Here is a 19,642-nt window from a genome sequence, read left to right on the forward strand (position 1 = left end):
GGTGTGCGACCTCCTGCGGGACTAGCGGGACAGGTGAGACCCCGCAGGCAAAGCCGAGGAGGCTCAGCGCCCGCCCCGCGGAGTCGTGCACCTGGAGCGGAAATCCTTTCTTTATACTCAGACACATTCTTTTGAAAAGAGCTTTTTATAAGGTTTTGTCCCACCCTCTTACTTTATGCACTAAGAGTTTTAGTGAGAGAGAAGAACTACATAGAATCTATTATAGAAGAAGCATTATATGCAAAACTCTCTCCAGTGTATTAACGAGGGCTCTGAAAATCTGTGAATTTCTAGCACACATCTTTTATCTTGAATAATTGCTCTTTAGTACCCGAGAAATTATAGAATCGTTCACCATGATTATTGTCATGGAATCTTGTAATTACATGCCAATTGGACCAGAGCCAGTTCGAAAGGTTTTCAAAAACAAATATTTGAACATAAAGATTGGATCAATCGCATTCCGACCATTATCAATACAAAATTTTTCTTTTAGCTACTCGAAAATCAAGGAAAAGATGATTATTCAATTATTCTCTGTAACACAGTCTTGAGGAACGACAATATCATAAAGCCCTTCATATAAACTGAACATCATTTTTTGTTGTTGAATCACTGGAAACCACAAACTTTTATTAATAGTTCTAATATAAAGTAAGGCTTTAATAGCGGGTAGTGTCCTTTTATCTAAAGATTGATTGGAGTCGTGCACCTGAAACGGAAATCCACACTTTTTCGTAAAACTTGAAGTAAAAAAGGCAGAATTGCTCTTTGAAGCGAGCGATTCTGCCTTTTTCCTTATTGTAGGATTTTTTAGTGCCCTTAAATTTTCAAAGCGGTTCTTTTACAGCACACTTACTGCTTTCTTAAGTTCCCAAGCTCTTCAACGATTGCCTGCATTTCCCGGGGACTGAAGTTGTTTTTACGCTCAACCATTTCGTAAATATCGCGAAGTTCTTCATACATTTCGCCGTCAAAGTGGGAAGGCTTAATGGCGCCTACATTAACGACTCTTAGCTTTTCCTTAATTTGTTCAATCATAAATTCTACATTTTCCGAAGATTTTTGTGAAAGATCCATGTTTTCATCCATCCTTTTAGGGTTTGGTCATTAGTAACATCTTTTCATTATTAGAGAGCGATGTCAATATAAATAAGGATGGGAGCCACAGCGTGTTGGTATGTTTGAACGACAGGGTAAATGGATAAATAATACTATTGTTCTATCAACTGCAAGACTTAGAAAGTGTCTCGATAAAAGGGATTTTGATAAGAAGCGGGAAGAAGATAGAAGAGGTTGGTGTCTTTAAGATTTGTTCACTTTGCTTCATCGTTATATGATTAAAGAAAGTAAACAGGTGCAAGCTAACAACATTAATGTATCGGAGGATGACTATGGGAACAAAGAGATTTTTCAAAGGTTTGGTTTTTGGCGCAATGGCTGGGGGATTCATTACATTACTGAATAAAGAGACCAGAGAAGATGTGATGAACAGCACGAAGAAGGGCGGAGAATTCATCAGCCGTTATGCCCGTGATCCTCAGCTTCTGGTGGAATCCACTAGGGAAGTTTATGAAAAGGTCAGAGAAACAGCTCAGCAAATAGGAGAAGATATGGAATTCATCAATTCTAAAGTAGAGGAAATCAAAGAGCTGTCTCCCCAGGTAAAGGAATTGATAGAAGACACCAAAGAAACCTTGCATTCTTCTTCAGAATCTTATAAAGAGGTATTTACTGAGGAGGAGGGTCATTCCGCCAATAACAGTGTGGAGAAATAAAGCATAATAAGAGGTGAAAGGATGACTAAGAGGAGCAAAGCTGGAGGAGTAAAAGGATTTTTTAAGAAGTTATTTCAGAAGATAACAGATGGAGATGTGACAGGACTGGCTGCACAACTTGCCTACTTCTTTCTTCTTTCACTTTTCCCATTATTGATATTCATGGTGACGTTGATTCCGTATCTGCCAGTTGAGCAGGGAGATATTTTGAATGTGATCAGGGATTTTGCACCAGGTGAAACAATGGACATGATTCAATCAACATTAAATGAAGTTATGTCCAATCGCAACACAGGGTTATTATCCTTCAGTATTATCGCGACGGTTTGGTCGGCATCCAATGGTATGAACGCTATCGTAAAATCATTAAATGATGCATATGAAGTCGAAGAGACAAGGTCGTTTATTGTGACGAGGCTTATGTCAATCGTTCTGACCATCGCGATGATTTTTGTGTTTGTCATTGCGTTGCTGCTTCCTGTGTTCGGCAGACAGATCGGGCTGTTCCTGTTTTCTCAATTCGGATTTTCCGATCAGTTCCTGACGATTTGGGGAGCCATAAGGTGGGCCATTTCCCCAATCATTTTGTTCATCGTATTTGTCGGTCTTTACTTTATTGCCCCGAGTAAGAAAATCAAATGTTTAAGCGCTGTTCCCGGAGCTGTGTTTGCAGCACTTGGCTGGGTAGGTGCTTCGCTGGCTTTTTCTTACTATGTGAGCAATTTCGGAAATTACTCTGCCACATATGGAAGCATCGGGGGGATCATTGTCCTGATGATCTGGTTCTATTTGACGGGTATCATCATTATGATCGGCGGACATATCAATGCCATCATGAATGTGAAAAAATCAGAATGCTGAGAAGAGTTTACCGGTTATTACCGGTAAACTCTTTTTTCAGTTGGAGCAGACTAAGCAGAAGAGGCTTACAAGGAGCCTCACTACCACTTGAGGGAGGAAAAGACCTTGACAAAAAAGACTAAAAAAGATGACGGCACGAAACAAAACAGCAAGCAGAAGCCGCAGAACAAAACTTCAGGATCTGCTAACGGTCAAAACGGTTACCACTAGAGTGCTTGAAGCTATATAGAAAAAGGGTTTCCTCAACGGGAAACCCTTTTTGAATAAAATACTTTTACTATTAAGAGCGCAGCAAGCGCAGACCGTTTAAAATAACCAGTATGGTACTTCCTTCATGTCCGATGACCCCGAGCGGCAGATCCAAAACCTGCAGAAAATTGGAAGCAATCAGTACAAAGATGACACTCAGGGAGAAGATGATGTTCTGCTTCACGATCCGCTGCATTTTTCTCGATAGGCGCACAGCATCGGCAATACGTTTCAAATCGTTTTTCATGAGTACGACGTCCGCTGTTTCCAAGGCTACATCCGTTCCTTCCCCCATAGCCATCCCAACATTCGCTGTGGCGAGGGCAGGCGCGTCATTTATCCCATCTCCGACCATGGCCACGGTACCATATTGATTGATCAGTTTCTTTAATTCGTTCACCTTGGTTTCCGGGAGACATTTGGCTATATAATCATCGACTCCTGCTTCATGAGCGATTGCTTGCGCAGTGCTTTCACTGTCTCCGGTAAGCATGATGGTGAAAATCCCTTCTTTTCTTAAAGATCTCAAAGCCTGCGTGGTCTCTTCCCGGATCACATCTTTAAGCGCAATCAGTGCTGCAATACCGTGGTCATTCGCTGCAAATACAATGGTTTTTCCTTGAGCAGCCAATTGTTCCGACTTGCCTTCTGCAAACGGCAAAGCAGCTTCGCTTCCGACAAACTCCGCTTTTCCGACTTTCCACTCCTCACCATTCACAATTGCCTTAACCCCCCAGCCAGACACGTCTTGCAGTGAATGGGCTTCACTTAATGTCAGGTCAGGGAATAAGCTGGCGGTATGTTTGACTATTGCTTGAGCCAGCGGATGGTTTGACTGTTTTTCTATACTCGCTGTTATGCCAAGAACTTCTCTTTCGGACAAGTCTGGATTAATGATGATATCCGTTACTTGCGGCCTTCCTTTTGTGAGGGTGCCTGTTTTATCAAATGCAATGGCTTGAAGGTTACTTAGATTTTCCAGGTGCATGCCGCCTTTAAATAAGATTCCCTTTCTGGCTCCATTGGAAATGGCCGAAAGCGTTGCCGGCATGATGGAAGCAACGAGAGCGCAGGGTGAGGCTACAACCAATAGGACCATCGCTCTGTAAAAGGTTTCAGTCCAACTCCAGCCGAGGACAAAGTGAGGCAGGAACATCATGAGCAGAACGACGAGTAAAACAATCTTCACATAAGTCCCTTCAAACTTCTCAATAAAAAGTTGAGAAGGAGATTTTTCACTTTGAGCAGAATGGACCAGGTCGATGATTTTTTGGAAAAGTGTTTCATTGCTCGGCTTGGTAATCTCAACAGTGATGGCTCCATTAAGGTTTACAGTTCCAGCAAAGATCTCACTGTTAATCGATTTGCTCACGGGCATTGATTCACCTGAAATAGCAGCTTCATCAATGGTAGTGGAACCTTTGACGATCAATCCATCAGAAGGGACCCTTTCACCCGGTTTAATCAGGATATTGTCCCCGATGGAAAGTTCCGAAACGTGCACTCTTTCTTCAGACTGCCCGTTGACACGCAGAGCTTCTTCCGGCTGAAGATCCATTAGAGAGGAAAGTTCCCGCTGACTTTTATTAAGTGTATAAGTTTCCAGTGCACCGCTTACAGCGAAAATAAAGATCAGGATGGCACCTTCTGTCCAATAGCCGATGATCGCAGAACCAATTGCGGCGAATATCATCAGCATCTCCACATTTAATTCCCGTTCGGCAATGGTCTCTTCAATGCCTTCTTTTGCTTTGGCGAAACCACCGATTACGAAGGCCAGAAGATAAAAGGTGATTGATACTGAAGAGGAGTTATCTGCCAGCAGCCAGCCAAGTAAGATAAAGACTCCGCTGACGAGTGCCGCAATCAATTCAGCGTGCGGCTTGATTTTTTCAAAGATAGAGATTGCCTGGGATTCAGTGTGTGCATTTACAGACATCGACTTTGCGTGTGAGCTCATATTCTCTTCTCCTTCTAAACGTTTTCTTTTATAAATGCTGTATGAGCAAGGGGGAATTATAAAATTAATCCTTGTGGACAACTTTTAACTATGGTATTCACGTCCAGCCCCTAGCCCCTCGGGGTCAAATAACCTCACGAGAATAAAAGGAAAAAGCGCCTTTTTTCTCTTGAGAACATTTGCCTGTCAGGGCTGATCAAGGCGCTTGCGCTTTTGGTCTTAATTGATAACAATAATCAGCATCATTTCCCCATTAAAACGACGAAAGCTGTCATCTTGGGAGATGACAGCTGTAGTGCTCGTTTGAAAACAGAATTTTCCTATTTGATTGATTTTTATTTTACCATACAGCTTATGCTTTGGAAAGAAATAAGTGAAGCGGTTAAGAGTGTATGGACTGAGTGCTTCCTTTTCTTTTCCATAAAACAGAATGACCAGAAAAATGAATAACAGAATAAAACTGATAATCATGAAGAAGCTGATGTTTTCAAAAAGTTCGATAAAGATCCCGCCTGTATAGGGACCCGCAAGACTTCCAATGCTGAAAGCGACACCGCACAGCAGATTACCTGTCGGCAGATACTTGCGGGGCATCAAATCGGTCATATAGCTGATGCCGAGTGAGAAGGTTGAACCTACCACCATTCCTGCTATGAACAGAACTGCTGTCAATGCAGGAATATAGGCTTCAAGAAAACCAGCGGCAGTAAAACTGACGAAGCCAAGAAGAAGAATCATCAGCAGCACTTTGCGTCTTCCGTATTTATCACTTAAAATGCCAAGCGGCAGCTGAAATACAATTCCGCCAATGGCGAAAGAAGTAAGCAGAATGGAAACGCTTGTAACATCTATGCCATTTCTTAGTCCATATACCGGAAAACTTCCGTTTAGAGAAGCCTCTAGAAACCCATATCCCAAGGGAGGAAGAAAGGCAACCCAGCCATACTTTGTTGCTTTTTTGAACCTGGACATAGTGCTGCGGAATGAACTGACTTCCATAGTCTGTTCAGGGTATTCATTTTTTAATATAAATAAAAACACCCATGCTGCCAGACATAATAAGGAAGAGACGATGAAAGGCAGTGATTCATTTACTTTTACCAATGGAGTCATCATCGGACCCACGGCAAATCCAAGACCGAAAAATAATCCATACAGCGATATATTCCGTCCTCGCTTACTCTCTGGAGAAAATGAAGTGATCCATGTCTGTGTTCCGAAATGGAGGGCATGGTCGCCGATTCCGACCAGCATCCTCAAGGCAAACCAGAACCAGAAGGATTTCCAGAGAGGAAAAAGGACCAGGGCCAAAATGACAAGCAGTCCCCCTCCGATGATGATTGGCTTATAGCCGAACTTCCTGAGAGGGTCCTCCATAAACGGGGAAACGAGCAGGATCCCGATGTAGAGCCCGGCAGCATTCAACCCATTGTGTGAAGAGGACAGTCCGTCTCCTTCAAAAATGACGGCGATCAGAGGAAGAAGCATCCCTTGAGAGAATCCTGAAATGGCTACTATACTTATTAACACCCAGAAGCGGAATTTCATTTGTTTATCCATATATCTATCTCCCGACGTACGTATTTCCTCTACGATGGTATCGTCATTTCACAATATTGGCAAGATAAAACATTATGAAGTAAACTTTTGGGCAAGGGTTGTTTGTGTTGTTTCCGTTAGGCAGACTGGGGATTTTTTTCTTGGCGTCTTTAAATCATGTTCCGGCTGCTGCGGACTGGACTTCTACCTTTGAGAGGCCCCGTTGAGTTTGAACGGAGTTTCAGCAACCTTGTAAGAAATCTAAAGGAGTGAGTATAGTGAAATTTAACATGAAAGAAGGCGGCTTTGCTGCTGACCTTCCATTTGGCCAATTAGAAGTATCGGGCAATGAGGAATATGGGTTCCGTCCTTATCAATTGATGGTGTCTTCCATTGCGGTTTGCAGCGGAGGAGTGCTCAGGAAAATCCTCGAGAAACAGAGGGTAGGTTTCGAAGACATATCAATTAAAGCTGACGTAAAGAGGAATGAGGAAGAAGCTAACAGGATTGAAAAGGTTTCGCTGCACTTTACAATTACAGGTGACAACCTGAAGGAGGAGAAAATACAAAAAGCGATGGAGTTAACAAGAAAGAACTGCTCAATGGTCCAGTCGGTCATTGGCAGCATAGAAGTCGAAGAAACCTTCGAAATAAAATCCTGATACCACTGTCCTTCACCTTTTCACATCACTAAGAGGGAAAGTCCCTCTTTGTGTGTTAACGCTTTAAAGCACGAAATGGGACTGTCCCTTTTCGTGCTTTAAAGTATTGCAGAGTTAGAGGCTCAGTTCTTGAGGCTCTTTTCCTGTTCTTTCATAGTAAAGGATGGTCTTTGGTGTTAGCTTTAAAAGCATGTACTCCGGATCATCAGGTGCGGTGATCCAAGGTTTGAGATATTCATTCCAGAATTTATCCTTGAGCTCCTCTGATTTCTCTATTTCCGCTTCTGCTTCGATTTCCACATAGTGTGCATGATCGCTGTCTCTGTCAAAACCAAGCAAAATATGGACATGAGGATTCTGGGCGATGTCTTCTGCCTTATGGGCATGCTGGTTAGTGGCAGTGAATAATGTGAGTTCCTCGTTGTAGAACATCATAAAGCGGGAATAAGGTCTATTATTCCTGATAGTAGCCAATGTTCCTACTTTGTGGTTGGAGATTAACTCAACAATCTTTTCTTTTAATGTAAGGGACATATTTTTACCTCCTTTAAATGTACGATATTAATCTGTGTTAATGGAGGAGGTTTTAAACAGACTTTTAATTTGATTAACAGGGGAGTGGCTATGGTCTTAGCATATGAAGCATATAAAGCCCAGAGCTAAAAACTTATTTACAAAAAAACAAGGCGTGAGCTTTTCAGCTTACGCCTTGTTTTTTTTGTAGGGAATTTAGGGAATGAAATATTGCTGCCGGTGTCCCGGCTGATATAAAAATAGTATACAATAAAAATTGAATTTTGTAAATATTCAATTTAAATAACGACCAACTTTTTTAAAATAGCTTGGATAACAATGAAAACAAAGGAAAAACTAACAACAGAAAAAGCAAATGCAAGAAGGGAGTAACGCCATGAAACTTTTACGCAATGTTCTTATGATGTTCCTTTTCTCATCATTGATCCTGCCGGCAGCTTCTGCAGAAAAGCAGGAAGATAAACAACAAGAACCAAAACAAGAGAAAGTCCAGAAAAAGGACGAAGAGAAGACTGAAGAGAAACAGGCTGAGCCAAAAGCCCAAATCCCTTCATCAGTACTCAATATTGCCAAAGAAAATACCTATCCAAATCCGACTCAGGATCTGCCATATCTTCAGCCAAGCGAGCTGACCGCTGAATTGCTTGAAACCTCGGATGTTAAAATTGAAAATCCTAACCTGATTCGGATGTTCAATGAGTCAAGCATGAATAAAACACCGTTCGCAATCGGGATGAGGGCAACAATCTTCCTCGGAGAATGGCCCTTGAATTATGAATCAACAGAGACAGCACCGAACTGGGAATTTCAGAAAATCAACACAAACTACTATGATAATCGGGGCGGTAATCAAAATTATCAGATCCATTACGTACAAGAAGCCCAAAAAACAATCAAAGGCGGATTGACTGCCAAAGTCCCGCATTCTGATGATGTCCAAAAGATGATGTTGTTAAAGGCCATGGAAAACAGTAAACTTCCACTTTCCTTCCAGACCATTGTTGGAGCGGGAACAAAGAAAGACCATGTCTATAATATTTCTCCAAGCCGGCTCGGGTACCTGTATGGATATGCACCTGCAGTTAACGAAAAAGGAAAAGTGACTTATGGAGAAGTATACCTGGTCATGAAAGGATCAAAGCGTTCCATAGTTGTTAAAAACGTTACTTCCCAGGGAATCGGCGCCTGGATACCTGTTCAAGATCATGTATCGTTCGGCTTTATCGCAACTGATAAACCCCGCTGAGTGCAAAAAAAGCTGACCTCTTTAATCCAGAGTGTCAGCTTTTTTACATATTGGACGGATTTTCACGGGGTTACCAATCACTGCTTGTCATTCAATGCGGAATTCGGTACGATGAGAAAGGAAATTCATTTAAAGGAGCGGACATATGGGCAAAGCAGCAAGCAACAAAGACGATCAGGTATTATATCTAAAACAGAGACTGAACATGTTCCTCGAAGTGCTCGATTCAATCGATCCCGAAAACACTGAATTAGAAGATATCGACCGTTTAATAGGAATGATTGATGACCTTGAAATGAAGGTTGATCAGTTCAAGAAATAGAACCGTGAGCCTTTTGGGGCTCTTTTTTATTTCTAAGATAAAAGGGTAGGAAGAAAAAGGAATATGGTTTAAAATGGACAGGAAGGGAGAGATGCTGATGATAATAAAGAAACGGGTTGAGCCAGGTGAGGTAAGGCTGTTGAGTTCACTGAATGCCAGAAAGAGCTTGGCTGAAAATGAACAGAGAAAATTGAAAGCTGCAATAAAAGGATACAAAGGAGAGTTGATGTTTGATGAATGGGCGCTGCCCTTGATGAATAAGATGGTATTTCTCAATGATCTACTGCTGAATCATCAAGGATCAAAATTCCAAATCGATTCCTGCGCATTAACCTCCAAGACAATCGTCAATTTTGAGGTGAAGAATTTTGAGGGAGACTACCGCATTAAAAATGGTATTTGGATTAGCCCGGCCGGTGAAGAAAAACCAGATCCAATGTTTCAATTGAAGAGAACAGAATCTCTACTCCGCTAATACACTCAACAACTTGGTTTCAACTGTCACGTTATGTCTTATTTGATTTTTATTAACCCCGAATTTTACCTTTATAACCCTCCCGATACACCATCCATCATCTTTGCTCCGCAACTGAATAGATTCCTAACAAAACTTCTAAGTAGTTCTCTAAAGCTGAACAAGGGGGACTTGAAATTAGCTGAGAAATTACAACTCCTTCATATTCAAGAATCCCCTTACTCAAGACTTTCTGAATACCATTTTGATGATCTTCAAAAAGGGATTCTTTGTCCCAATTGCGGGGTCTTTTATAAACCTGGTTTGGGCAAAGCGCTGTTTTGCAATATGTGCGGTGAAAGCGAATGTAAAGCATACGCTATTTTACGGACAATAGAGGAGTTCAGGCTTTTGTTTCCCAATGAAAAGTTAACAACAAATAAGATTCAGACTATGTGTGCGATTATTAACCAGAAAAAGACAATCAGAAAAGTCCTTGGTGAGAATTTTACAAAAGTGAGTGCTAAAAACTACACTTATTATGAGTAAGCCTTGTATCCTTCGTGGAAGCTGTGAGTGCCACTATGAGAGGAAAAAGTCTGTTAGGTGTCCTTCGTGGAAGTGGTGAGTGCCAGTAAAAGAGGAAAAAGCCCTTCAGGTGACCTTCGTGGAAATCATGAGTGCCACTAAAAGAGGAAAAGGCCCTTCAGGTACCCTTCGTGTAAGCCGTGAGTGCCACTAAAAGAGGAAAAAGCTCTCCAGGTGACCTTCGTGTAAGCCGTGAGTGCCACTAAAAGAGAAAAAAGCCCTTCAGGTACCCTTCGTGTAAGCTGTGAGTTCTACTAAAAGAGGAAAAAGCCCTTCAGGTACCCTTCGTGTAAATCATGAGTGCCACTAAAAGAGAAAAAAGCCTTTCAGCTGATCTTGTGGGATACCAAAAGAGGTAAAGATACCAACAGGCGTCGCCATCAGCTCTCTGAGGGACACTTAGAGTTACTATTTGAAGAAAGAGATGGTTGAGTTATGAAGATTTCATTAATAACTGAAGCACAGACAGAAGCTGCGAAGAATATTGTCCTCCAAGGCTTTAAAGAGCGTTTTGGTGTCATCATCGACGGGTTGAATCCTGATTTGGATGACATAACAGGATATTATAAAACAGATAAATTCTTTTATGTCGGAGTCTATAAAGGAGAGCTTGCAGCGACAGGCGGAATCATTTTCGAAGCACCGGAAGAGGCAAGGATTGTGAGAATGTCAGTTTTGTCTCCCTACAGAGGATTGGGGCTCGGGCGCAAGATGCTGATGTTTTTAGAAGAGGAAGCAAATAAGCGAGGAGCCAGGCATCTAGTGCTGGAGACAAATAAAGAATGGAGTGACGCCATTTCTTTTTACAGAAAAAATGGATATCAACCATATAGAAGAGAAGCCGAAAGAATTCATTTTCAAAAAAAATCCTCGACCTGACTGTAATCGGTTACAATCTGGTCTTTTTTCCTGCTAATTATAGAGGTATAATGAATTGTGAAAATTTTAATTTTAAATTATTTATTAAATATATAGAAATAGCTATGGGAGAAGGGGAATTATATGAACATGGAAAAGCTGCAAGAAAGCATGTATCAGTTGATTGTTGAAACTTCAACGAACTTACCGAAAGATGTTAGGAGAGCGATCAAGACAGCGAAGGCAAGAGAGAGCGCCGGGACGCGTTCTGCAATGAGTTTAGCGACTATTTCGAACAATATTAAAATGGCAGATGATAAAGTTTCGCCGATCTGCCAGGATACAGGATTGCCGACATTTAAAATCAAAACTCCTGTCGGGGTCAACCAGTTACAGATCAAAGAAGCCATCTATGCCGCGATGAAAGAGGCAACCAAGGATGGCAAGCTTCGTCCGAACTCTGTGGATTCCCTGACAGGAGCGAACAGCGGAGACAATCTTGGGCTGGGCACACCTGTCATCAAATTCGAGCAGTGGGAAAAAGATTACATCGATGCCCGTTTGATCCTTAAGGGAGGCGGCTGTGAAAATAAGAATATCCAATACAGCCTGCCATGCGAACTGGATGGGCTTGGCCGCGCGGGACGCGACCTTGATGGCATCCGAAAGTGCATCATGCATTCTGTTTATCAAGCTCAAGGGCAGGGGTGTTCTGCAGGATTCATCGGTGTTGGAATCGGGGGCGACCGTTCTTCTGGCTACGATCTTGCGAAACAGCAGCTTTTCCGATCTGTCGAAGATGTTAACAGCAATGAAGATCTTCGCAAGCTTGAAGACTATGTTATGGATAATGCCAATGAACTTGGAATCGGCACCATGGGCTTCGGCGGTGAAACGACTTTGCTTGGCTGCAAGGTTGGTGTCATGAACCGTATTCCGGCCAGCTTCTTTGTATCTGTTGCATACAACTGCTGGGCTTTCAGAAGATTGGGCTTCAAGCTTGATGCAGAAACAGGAACCGTTCAGGAGTGGCTTTATCAGGAAGGTGAGCTTGTCGACTTGTCCGAAACCTCCGCTCAGCAGGAGACAGCTGCAGCATCGCAAGGGGAGTCCGACATCATTACACTTAAAGCTCCTATTACGGAAGAGAAAATCCGCAGCCTGAAGGTCGGTGACGTGGTGCGTATCGACGGAAGAATGTACACAGGCCGTGACGCAATCCACAAACACCTCTCCGATAATGATTCACCTGTAGACCTTGATGGCCAAGTCATCTATCACTGTGGACCGGTCATGATGAAGGATGAAGGAGGAAGCTGGCATGTCAAAGCAGCAGGGCCGACCACCTCCATTCGTGAAGAACCTTACCAAGGTGATATCATGAAGAAATTCGGCATCCGTGCCGTAATCGGAAAAGGCGGCATGGGACCAAAAACACTCGAGGCTCTAGGTGAGCACGGCGGTGTTTACTTAAATGCCATCGGCGGAGCAGCCCAGTACTATGCTGATTGCATCAAATCTGTCGAAGGCGTGGACTTCATGGAATTCGGCATTCCAGAAGCCATGTGGCATCTGGAAGTGGAAGGCTTCACGGCAGTCGTAACAATGGATTCACATGGAAACAGCCTTCATAAAGATATCGATAAATCATCACTAGAGAAACTTTCTCAATTTGAAGAGAAGGTCTTCAGCTGAATATAGCTTGTTGGACCGCTTCCTTTCAGGTGGCGGTTTTTTGATTTTAATGACAAAAAATGATCTATGTCCATGCACACTGAGTATGCAGCGCTCATGCAATTTCCATCAATTAGAACGCATGTTACCGTTCTCCTTTGCAACACTAAAAATAGTACAGCACATAATCAATTTCATTGCAGGGCTTAGGAACACGAGGTGAAATTGAATTAGGAAAGAGAGAAGGTCAAATATCATGAAAAAAGTTTTAACAGTAATCACTATTGCATTTCTGGCGCTTGGGATAATTACCTGCAATGCCGAAGCAGCGGCCGTCCCGAATAAAAGTATCGGCTGGGGATTTAAAAAGGGCAGTGAAGGCAAGCAGGCAGAAGCGGGAAAGGCTTATGACGAACTATTGAAGAAATACGGCGCTTTTTATAAAGATGCTCCTGATGAAAAAGTTTTATACTTGACTTTCGACAATGGATATGAAAATGGGTACACCGAAAAGATACTGGACGTCCTGAAACAAGAGAAGGTGCCGGCAGCTTTTTTTGTGACGGGACATTATTTGAACAGCGCGCCGGATTTGGTGAAAAGAATGGTGGATGAGGGCCATATTGTCGGTAACCACTCATGGAGCCATCCAGATTTAACGGCAGTGTCAGATGAAAAGCTGCGGAAGGAATTGGATCTGGTCAAGGACAAGACAGCCGATATCACTAAACAAAAGACAATGGCATACCTGCGTCCGCCGAGAGGGGTGTTCAGTGAGCGCACCATGAAGCTTGCGAAGGATGCAGGCTATACGCACGTCCTTTGGTCGCTTGCTTTTGTCGATTGGCATACAGATGGCCAAAAAGGGTGGCAGTACTCTTATGATAATATTATGAAGCAGATTCACCCGGGAGCCGTAATGCTTTTGCACACTGTATCTAAAGATAATGCTGAGGCATTGGAAAAAGTCATCAAGGACCTGAAGAAAGAGGGATATACGTTCAAGAGCCTGGATTATTATGAAATGAGCAAGAACGGAAGAAATCCACTGCTTTCACCATAAGGAAATTACGGATAGGACAATTAGTGTTCTATCCTTTTTACGCTTTGAACAACTAAACTTCTGCGGTTTATTTTTACATCAAATCGTAAACATTTAAGACTCTATACGAGAAATGCTATAATACTCATAAACGTTTTTTAAAAGTGAGGGTTTTATGAGAGAAGAAGTGATTAGAGTATCGCCTCCTTACAATTTTGATTTGGTGCTGGACAGGTTATCCCTCGATCCTTTGAACAATGTCGATATTGAGAATCGGACAGTGAAAGTTCCTTTTTATAATGACGACAATGAGGTTTTGACAGTGACGGCCACAGGTACCACCGATAATCCTTCTTTTTTGGTAGAGATGGATCAGGAAGATGAAGACGGCAGCAGGCTGGCTTATTTGAAGAGGATCTTTCAGTGGGAAGGGACTCTTCATGACATTCATCAGCATTTTTTGGAAACGGACCTTAAAGACATTTTCCTTGAGCATTCAGGCACACCGGTCGTTCTGGAATTCAGCCCGTATGCCACACTGATGAAAAGCATCATCCATCAACAGCTTAATCTGTCTTTTGCTCATACGCTGACAGAAAGGTTTGTCCATAAGTATGGAGAGTTGAAAGACGGGGTATGGTTCTACCCGCACCCGGCGAAAACTGCCTTGATCGAAGTGGCTGAACTGAGGGACCTCCAATTCAGTCAAAGAAAAGCCGAGTATGTGATCGGCGTCTCAAAGGAAATCGCCGAGGGAAGTCTGAACCTGGAAGAGCTTCAGGAACAATCGGACGAAGAGATTTTAAAGCAATTGGTCAAGCTCAGGGGAATAGGCCCATGGACGGCAGAAAACTATCTGATGTTTGCGCTGGGCAGACCGAATCTTTTTCCAAAAACAGACATAGGCATCCAGAATGCTTTGAAAAAACTGTATCGAATGGACAGAAAACCGACGCTGGCTGAAATTGAAGAAATGAGTGCAGCTTGGAAACCTTACTTAAGCTACGCCTCGTTATATCTATGGAGAAGTATTGAAAATAGGAAGTGAAGAAGTGAAAAATGATCAAACAGTAAAAATAAAAGAAAACCAGCAGTTTCCGCTTACCATCAAAAGACTTGGCATCAATGGCGAAGGTGTCGGCTACTTTAAAAGACAGGTTGTCTTTGTGCCGGGCGCACTGCCTGGTGAAGAGGTTGTTGTAGAAGCAGTAAAGGTGCATCCCAAGTTTGCTGAAGGCCGTGTTAAAAAAGTAAGAAAAAGGTCAGAGCATAGAACGAAGCCGCCTTGTCCCGTTTATGAACAGTGCGGCGGCTGCCAGCTTCAGCATCTGAGCTATGAACAGCAGCTTGTAGAAAAAAGGGATATCCTCATGCAGTCACTTGAGAGGCACACTAAATTCGATTTGGAAAAACTCCATGTTAAACCGATGATTGGAATGGTAGAGCCTTGGTATTACCGGAATAAGAGCCAATTTCAATTGGGATTCAGGGACGGTAAAATCATATCCGGTTTATACAGCTTGAATTCCCATAAGCTTGTAGACATTCCTGAATGCATTGTCCAACATCCGTCTACAAATAAAGTGACGAACGAAGTGAAGAGGATCTTGAGTGATTTCAAAGTCAAGATATACAATGAAAGAACCAAAAAAGGAACTGTCAAAACCGTTGTGACAAGAGTCGGAGTGACCACTGGCGAAGTCCAGGTCGTACTGGTGACAGTCGGTAAGGACCTTCCGCGTAAAGAAATGATTTTAGAAGAAATCAACAAGAGGCTGCCTGAAGTTAAATCAGTAGCACAAAATATAAATCCTAAACCGACCTCCCTCATTTTCGGAGATGAAACGATTCATCTTTATGGAACAGAATCAATTGTGGAGCGTCTTGATAAGTTCTCATATGAACTATCGGCAAGGGCTTTCTTCCAGCTGAATCCGTCACAGACCATCAACCTCTATAATGAGGTAAGAGATGCCGCTGGATTGACAGGGCATGAAAAACTGGTGGATGCCTATTGCGGTGTCGGAACAATTGGTATGTGGCTTGCAAGCGGAGCCAAAGAAATACGCGGCATGGATGTTATTAAGGAAAGCATCGACAACGCCAGGAAAAACAGTGAGAAGTTTGGAATGGAAAATGCCGTATATGAAGTGGGAACGGCAGAAGAGTGGCTTCCTAAGTGGAAAGCAGAAGGATGGAGGCCGGATGTGGTCATCGTCGATCCACCTCGCACAGGATGCGAGCCAAGCTTCCTGAAAACAATCTTGAAGGTGAAGCCAAAGAAATTCATCTACGTATCCTGCAATCCGTCAACGCTTGCTAAGGATCTAAAAACATTAAGCAATGCATATGAAGTTGAGTACATCCAGCCTGTTGATATGTTTCCTCAGACTGCGCATGTAGAAAGTGTTGCGAAGCTTGTATTAAAAGAAGGAGCAGGTTCCCGATAGGGGAGCCTGCTTCTTCTTTTTTGGGAGTAGAAAAAATACAGGTTGTTAACGTCGGATTTTTTCTCCAACTATTAATTTGATGCCGGGTTATTTAGCTGCAGCCTTGGGATTTCATGTCCTTAATCATATGGAACATAATCCTGGTTGTTGCAATATACTAAAACGTAAATGACCAATTGTATTGATAAAGCTTTACACCAGCAATAATGAGAGGAATGAGGAATTGGCTAAACCAAACTGGCATGAAGATTTTATTCTGCACCTTGCGAGTGTTTTCCGGCCAAAGATCTATGTAGAGCTGGGCTTATATAAATGCGATCTATTTAACAAAATGGAAGAGTTTACAGACCAATTGATAGGAGTGGATATAGACGCAGATGTTGAAAAGTATATGGTAAGTTCGCCTTAGGCTCAATTTTTTCATGGATCGACACAGGAATTTGCTAAGACCTTAGAAGCGAACCCGTTAAAGATTGATATGCTATTCATCGATGCAGACCATTCCAAAGAGGCAGTGCTGCAGGACTTTAGAAATTTTTTTCCGTATGTTGTGCCGCATGGCCTAATATTATTTCATGATTCACATCCTCAGGATCAGAGGATGATCCAGTCGTTTCTATGCGGAACAGCCTATCAGGCAATCGATGAGTTATCCAGGGAAAGGGAATTGTTTGAGATGGTGACGCTTCCTGTCTCTCCGGGTTTAACAATCTGTAGAAAGCGGAAAAAACAATTATCCTGGCATGAAAGTGAAGAATAACCTCCGTATACTGGCGGCTTAAGCCAACCCGAATAAGTGAGTTTTAATCAATTAACGCACAACCGGGTTAAAAGGGACTGTCCCTCTTAGTACGGTGATGCGTTAAAGTATTTATATACAGAGTTATTCACACGAGAAGTATTGCTATTGTTAATATTCAGAAAGTTATCAACATAATCCACAGCAGCTTGTGGATTATTATCAACAGATTATTAACAGAAAACGAGTGGATGTGTGGAAAAAGATGGTCCTTATTCCAGGACCATCCTTTTTGCGTGTTATTGTTTATTTCTATTGGTTGTCTTCTGGCGCTGATTAGCCGCATTCGATCGTGCTTGAGCTTCCATATCCGCTTGATCTGCAAGCTCTCTTGAAAACTCCTCGTCAACACCTTCAGTCTTCATGTTTTTAGGAACCTGTGGAAGTTTGTTTTTATTTTTATCACGAGTTTTATGTCCATGTGCTCTGCCCATTCGAACCGTCCCCTTTCATGATGAGAAAGATAAAGGAGCGAAAACGGAAAATGTTTTCGCTCCTTTAGTATTAGCGGGAACCAGCTTTTTAAAAAGAGGTATTTCTTTCAATATCTCAGCGTGCATAAAAGGATACTTGGTTTCAACCTCAGCAGAACTTAATGCTTTTTCTGTGTGTAGCCGCCAGCTCTGTCTGCGCGCTTGAATTCACGGGAATAAGTGACTTCTTGCATAGAGGACAGGACGGATTTGGTTTTTTCTTTACGTTTTTTCTCCACAGGAATCATCCTTTCTCAAATGAATATATACCTATTTTTTCCTATCACTTGAGAAATCATACTTACTTCTGATAAATCTCCTGCAGGGCACCTTTTAGTTCAGGGTATTGAAATGCATAGCCGTTTTTCTTTAGCACTTCCGGAATGACTTTTTGCCCCTCCAGAATGAGAGTGCTCATTTCCCCAAGAACTGCCTTGATGGCGAAGCCTGGTGCCGGGATCCAATGAGGACGGTTTAAGACGTCGCCGAGTGTCTTGCCGAGCTCCTTCATAGTGACTGGTGATGGTGAAGTGATATTCACCGGCCCATCAATGGTTTTATTTTCGATGACAAAGCGGATGGCTTTTGCAATGTCCTCAATGTGCACCCACGACATCCACTGCTTTCCGGAACCCACAGTCCCTCCCGCAAACAGCTTGTAGGGCAGAGCCATTTTAGGCAGAGCTCCTTCGTCTTTTCCAAGGATGATCCCGAACCGGGTGTAAACGGTCCGAACACCGGAATCCTTTGCCCTGCTTGCTTCGGATTCCCACTTTTTAACCGTTTCTGCCAGGAAGTTTGAGCTGGTATCCAGTGATTGCTCCGTATGGGTCTTTGATTCTGATGCTTCATAAAACCCTATGGCACTGGCATTGATAAAGACAGATGGCTTATTCTCAAGGTTTTCCAGTATTCTCACCATCTCGCGTGTTGCATCAATGCGGCTTTTAAGGATTCTTTTCTTCCGTTCTTCGGTCCAGCGGCCGCTGTTGATGGATTCTCCTGCAAGGTTGATGAAAATATCCGCTCCATTCAGTTCCGTTTCAGGGCGTGCACCTTCTGATAACCATTTAATGTAAGAAACATTCTGCCTCGTTTCGTGTTTATCTGGATTTCTAGTTAGTATGCTGACCTCATAACCGCTGCCGAGCAATTCTTCCGTCAAAGCACTGCCGACAAAGCCGGTTCCGCCAGATATTACTGCTTTCATCACATGACCTCCTTTATTATTCTTTGTTCTTATTTTACCCTTCCCACTGATAAAAAACATTTTGGGTGTGTTACATTAAGTAGGAGGTGTTGGATATGGGAAAAATCACGAAGATAACCAGACAAGTGAAGAATCAAGAAAGATATAACATTTTTATCGACGGTGAATACTCTTTCAGTGTCGACGAAGAAATCATTGCCCGGTTTCAGCTTGGAAAAGGAGATGAAATCGATGAAGTTGCAATGGCTGAAATAGGCTATGAAGACGATATTCGAAGGGCCTTCAATCTCGCCATACATTACCTCTCATTTCGAATGAGGACGGAAAAAGAAGTATTGGATTATTTAAAGAAGAAAGAGCTTGAACAACCAGTTGCAGATGAAGTCATCCAGAAGTTAAAGAAGTATGAATACTTGAATGATCAAGAGTTTGCAAAAGCATTCGTGAACACTCAAATTAACACTTCGGATAAAGGACCTGGTGTAGTTGAAAGAGAACTGGCTGCAAAAGGTGTTGATAAAGCTTCTATTGAAGAAGCTATAGAGACCTTCACTCCAGATATCCAATTGGAGAAAGCAATAATACTTACAGACAAGCTGTATAAAAAGTACAAAAAGGATTCAAGTATGGTCGCAAAGCAAAAAACAGAACAGAACCTGGCACGAAAGGGATATCCCTTTTCAGTCATCAATCTTGCCTGGCAGGAAACAGACAACGAAAAGTCTGAAGAAGAAAAGCTGGAAGCAGTTCTTTTGCATGCCAGAAAAGCTCATAATCGTCTTCACTCCAAATTCACTGGCTATGACTACGTGAATAAAATGAAGCAAAATTTATACCGCAAAGGTTTTTCAATGGAAGAAATCGAAGGGGCCATAGAAATTCTTAAGGAAGAAGAGTGAGAGGCCGGGCCCTTACACTTTGGTTCTCTAAAGCCTAAGCGGGA

Annotated in this window: 21 protein-coding genes and 2 pseudogenes; 15 read left to right on the forward strand and 8 right to left on the reverse strand. The window is 42.5% G+C overall.

Annotation, left to right across the window (positions count from 1 at the left end; translation table 11 throughout):
- Positions 1 to 415 precede the first annotated feature (415 nt).
- A pseudogene (locus tag B9Z54_RS26725) lies at positions 416 to 598 on the reverse strand (transposase); the annotation flags it as partial.
- A gap of 257 nt (positions 599 to 855) precedes the next feature.
- Positions 856 to 1,080, reverse strand: a complete 225-nt coding sequence (locus B9Z54_RS17295; protein WP_113929656.1) for a DUF1128 domain-containing protein — start codon at positions 1,078 to 1,080, stop codon at positions 856 to 858.
- A gap of 314 nt (positions 1,081 to 1,394) precedes the next feature.
- On the opposite strand from B9Z54_RS17295, the gene B9Z54_RS17300 reads away from it, so the two are divergent.
- Together B9Z54_RS17300 and B9Z54_RS17305 are read left to right on the forward strand one after the other, a co-directional pair.
- Entirely contained in the window at positions 1,395 to 1,778 is a 384-nt protein-coding gene (locus B9Z54_RS17300; RefSeq protein ID WP_113929657.1) for a YtxH domain-containing protein, read from the forward strand.
- Positions 1,779 to 1,799: 21 nt separating this feature from the next.
- Positions 1,800 to 2,639, forward strand: coding sequence for a YihY/virulence factor BrkB family protein (locus B9Z54_RS17305; RefSeq protein WP_113929658.1), 840 nt, complete (start codon positions 1,800 to 1,802; stop codon positions 2,637 to 2,639).
- A 280-nt stretch (positions 2,640 to 2,919) separates the two neighbouring features.
- On the opposite strand, the gene B9Z54_RS17310 is transcribed toward B9Z54_RS17305, so the two are convergent.
- A complete protein-coding gene (locus B9Z54_RS17310) occupies positions 2,920 to 4,848 on the reverse strand; it encodes a heavy metal translocating P-type ATPase (protein WP_113929659.1) in 1,929 nt (642 codons plus the stop codon).
- Between the two features lie 219 nt (positions 4,849 to 5,067).
- The gene (locus B9Z54_RS17315; RefSeq protein ID WP_113929660.1) at positions 5,068 to 6,408 is read right to left on the reverse strand and encodes an MFS transporter; all 1,341 of its coding nucleotides are present in this window, start codon (positions 6,406 to 6,408) and stop codon (positions 5,068 to 5,070) included.
- Positions 6,409 to 6,665: 257 nt separating this feature from the next.
- Between B9Z54_RS17315 and B9Z54_RS17320 the strand changes: the two genes are divergently transcribed.
- Positions 6,666 to 7,049, forward strand: coding sequence for an OsmC family protein (locus tag B9Z54_RS17320; protein WP_113929661.1), 384 nt, complete (start codon positions 6,666 to 6,668; stop codon positions 7,047 to 7,049).
- Positions 7,050 to 7,163: 114 nt separating this feature from the next.
- Here B9Z54_RS17320 and B9Z54_RS17325 read toward each other — a convergent pair whose 3' ends face one another.
- Positions 7,164 to 7,583, reverse strand: a complete 420-nt coding sequence (locus tag B9Z54_RS17325; protein ID WP_113929662.1) for a pyridoxamine 5'-phosphate oxidase family protein — start codon at positions 7,581 to 7,583, stop codon at positions 7,164 to 7,166.
- Between the two features lie 376 nt (positions 7,584 to 7,959).
- Between B9Z54_RS17325 and B9Z54_RS17330 the strand changes: the two genes are divergently transcribed.
- From B9Z54_RS17330 to B9Z54_RS25335, 11 genes and pseudogenes are all read left to right on the forward strand, one after another.
- Positions 7,960 to 8,829, forward strand: a complete 870-nt coding sequence (locus tag B9Z54_RS17330) for a YfkD famly protein (RefSeq protein ID WP_113929663.1) — start codon at positions 7,960 to 7,962, stop codon at positions 8,827 to 8,829.
- 145 nt (positions 8,830 to 8,974) lie between these two features.
- Complete coding sequence (locus B9Z54_RS25325; protein WP_187444521.1) at positions 8,975 to 9,151, forward strand: SE1561 family protein; 177 nt, start codon at positions 8,975 to 8,977, stop codon at positions 9,149 to 9,151.
- A gap of 73 nt (positions 9,152 to 9,224) precedes the next feature.
- Positions 9,225 to 9,626, forward strand: a complete 402-nt coding sequence (locus B9Z54_RS17335) for a nuclease-related domain-containing protein (RefSeq protein WP_113929664.1) — start codon at positions 9,225 to 9,227, stop codon at positions 9,624 to 9,626.
- Positions 9,627 to 9,797: 171 nt separating this feature from the next.
- A complete protein-coding gene (locus B9Z54_RS17340; protein ID WP_113929665.1) occupies positions 9,798 to 10,154 on the forward strand; it encodes a hypothetical protein in 357 nt (118 codons plus the stop codon).
- Positions 10,155 to 10,628: 474 nt separating this feature from the next.
- Positions 10,629 to 11,072: a GNAT family N-acetyltransferase gene (locus B9Z54_RS17345; RefSeq protein WP_113929666.1), complete on the forward strand. Its 444-nt coding sequence runs from the start codon at positions 10,629 to 10,631 to the stop codon at positions 11,070 to 11,072.
- 123 nt (positions 11,073 to 11,195) lie between these two features.
- The gene (locus B9Z54_RS17350) at positions 11,196 to 12,746 is read left to right on the forward strand and encodes a fumarate hydratase (protein WP_113929667.1); all 1,551 of its coding nucleotides are present in this window, start codon (positions 11,196 to 11,198) and stop codon (positions 12,744 to 12,746) included.
- 235 nt (positions 12,747 to 12,981) lie between these two features.
- Positions 12,982 to 13,788, forward strand: coding sequence for a delta-lactam-biosynthetic de-N-acetylase (gene pdaA / locus B9Z54_RS17355; RefSeq protein ID WP_113929668.1), 807 nt, complete (start codon positions 12,982 to 12,984; stop codon positions 13,786 to 13,788).
- Between the two features lie 154 nt (positions 13,789 to 13,942).
- Positions 13,943 to 14,815 carry a DNA-3-methyladenine glycosylase family protein gene (locus tag B9Z54_RS17360; RefSeq protein WP_113929669.1) on the forward strand — a complete coding sequence of 291 codons (873 nt, stop codon included), beginning with the start codon at positions 13,943 to 13,945 and terminating at the stop codon, positions 14,813 to 14,815.
- A 4-nt stretch (positions 14,816 to 14,819) separates the two neighbouring features.
- A complete protein-coding gene (rlmD, locus tag B9Z54_RS17365; RefSeq protein WP_240189993.1) occupies positions 14,820 to 16,217 on the forward strand; it encodes a 23S rRNA (uracil(1939)-C(5))-methyltransferase RlmD in 1,398 nt (465 codons plus the stop codon).
- Positions 16,218 to 16,440: 223 nt separating this feature from the next.
- A complete protein-coding gene (locus B9Z54_RS25330; protein ID WP_205207732.1) occupies positions 16,441 to 16,626 on the forward strand; it encodes a hypothetical protein in 186 nt (61 codons plus the stop codon).
- A 15-nt stretch (positions 16,627 to 16,641) separates the two neighbouring features.
- Positions 16,642 to 16,977 (forward strand): annotated as a pseudogene (locus tag B9Z54_RS25335) (class I SAM-dependent methyltransferase); the annotation flags it as partial.
- Between the two features lie 278 nt (positions 16,978 to 17,255).
- Here the strand turns inward: B9Z54_RS25335 and B9Z54_RS17375 are convergent.
- From B9Z54_RS17375 to B9Z54_RS17385, 3 genes are all read right to left on the reverse strand, one after another.
- Positions 17,256 to 17,450 carry a YfhD family protein gene (locus B9Z54_RS17375; protein ID WP_113929671.1) on the reverse strand — a complete coding sequence of 65 codons (195 nt, stop codon included), beginning with the start codon at positions 17,448 to 17,450 and terminating at the stop codon, positions 17,256 to 17,258.
- Between the two features lie 158 nt (positions 17,451 to 17,608).
- Positions 17,609 to 17,737: a YfhE family protein gene (locus B9Z54_RS17380; RefSeq protein ID WP_113929672.1), complete on the reverse strand. Its 129-nt coding sequence runs from the start codon at positions 17,735 to 17,737 to the stop codon at positions 17,609 to 17,611.
- A 53-nt stretch (positions 17,738 to 17,790) separates the two neighbouring features.
- Complete coding sequence (locus B9Z54_RS17385; RefSeq protein ID WP_113929673.1) at positions 17,791 to 18,699, reverse strand: TIGR01777 family oxidoreductase; 909 nt, start codon at positions 18,697 to 18,699, stop codon at positions 17,791 to 17,793.
- A 95-nt stretch (positions 18,700 to 18,794) separates the two neighbouring features.
- On the opposite strand from B9Z54_RS17385, the gene recX reads away from it, so the two are divergent.
- Entirely contained in the window at positions 18,795 to 19,598 is an 804-nt protein-coding gene (gene recX / locus B9Z54_RS17390; protein ID WP_113929674.1) for a recombination regulator RecX, read from the forward strand.
- Positions 19,599 to 19,642 lie beyond the last annotated feature (44 nt).

The organism is Bacillus sp. P14.5, assembly GCF_003316765.1.
Classification (GTDB): Bacteria; Bacillota; Bacilli; order Bacillales; family Bacillaceae_B; genus Rossellomorea.

Excerpts from the sequence above, each read along its gene's own strand:
- B9Z54_RS17295 (WP_113929656.1), bottom strand. The coding sequence starts at position 1,080 with ATGGATCTTTCACAAAAATCTTCGGAAAATGTAGAATTTATGATTGAA.
- B9Z54_RS17300 (WP_113929657.1), top strand. The coding sequence starts at position 1,395 with ATGGGAACAAAGAGATTTTTCAAAGGTTTGGTTTTTGGCGCAATGGCT.
- B9Z54_RS17305 (WP_113929658.1), top strand. The coding sequence starts at position 1,800 with ATGACTAAGAGGAGCAAAGCTGGAGGAGTAAAAGGATTTTTTAAGAAG.
- B9Z54_RS17310 (WP_113929659.1), bottom strand. The coding sequence starts at position 4,848 with ATGAGCTCACACGCAAAGTCGATGTCTGTAAATGCACACACTGAATCC.
- B9Z54_RS17315 (WP_113929660.1), bottom strand. The coding sequence starts at position 6,408 with ATGGATAAACAAATGAAATTCCGCTTCTGGGTGTTAATAAGTATAGTA.
- B9Z54_RS17325 (WP_113929662.1), bottom strand. The coding sequence starts at position 7,583 with ATGTCCCTTACATTAAAAGAAAAGATTGTTGAGTTAATCTCCAACCAC.
- B9Z54_RS17330 (WP_113929663.1), top strand. The coding sequence starts at position 7,960 with ATGAAACTTTTACGCAATGTTCTTATGATGTTCCTTTTCTCATCATTG.
- B9Z54_RS25325 (WP_187444521.1), top strand. The coding sequence starts at position 8,975 with ATGGGCAAAGCAGCAAGCAACAAAGACGATCAGGTATTATATCTAAAA.
- B9Z54_RS17335 (WP_113929664.1), top strand. The coding sequence starts at position 9,225 with ATGGACAGGAAGGGAGAGATGCTGATGATAATAAAGAAACGGGTTGAG.
- B9Z54_RS17345 (WP_113929666.1), top strand. The coding sequence starts at position 10,629 with ATGAAGATTTCATTAATAACTGAAGCACAGACAGAAGCTGCGAAGAAT.
- B9Z54_RS17350 (WP_113929667.1), top strand. The coding sequence starts at position 11,196 with ATGAACATGGAAAAGCTGCAAGAAAGCATGTATCAGTTGATTGTTGAA.
- pdaA (WP_113929668.1), top strand. The coding sequence starts at position 12,982 with ATGAAAAAAGTTTTAACAGTAATCACTATTGCATTTCTGGCGCTTGGG.
- B9Z54_RS17360 (WP_113929669.1), top strand. The coding sequence starts at position 13,943 with ATGAGAGAAGAAGTGATTAGAGTATCGCCTCCTTACAATTTTGATTTG.
- B9Z54_RS17375 (WP_113929671.1), bottom strand. The coding sequence starts at position 17,450 with ATGGGCAGAGCACATGGACATAAAACTCGTGATAAAAATAAAAACAAA.
- B9Z54_RS17380 (WP_113929672.1), bottom strand. The coding sequence starts at position 17,737 with ATGATTCCTGTGGAGAAAAAACGTAAAGAAAAAACCAAATCCGTCCTG.
- B9Z54_RS17385 (WP_113929673.1), bottom strand. The coding sequence starts at position 18,699 with ATGAAAGCAGTAATATCTGGCGGAACCGGCTTTGTCGGCAGTGCTTTG.
- recX (WP_113929674.1), top strand. The coding sequence starts at position 18,795 with ATGGGAAAAATCACGAAGATAACCAGACAAGTGAAGAATCAAGAAAGA.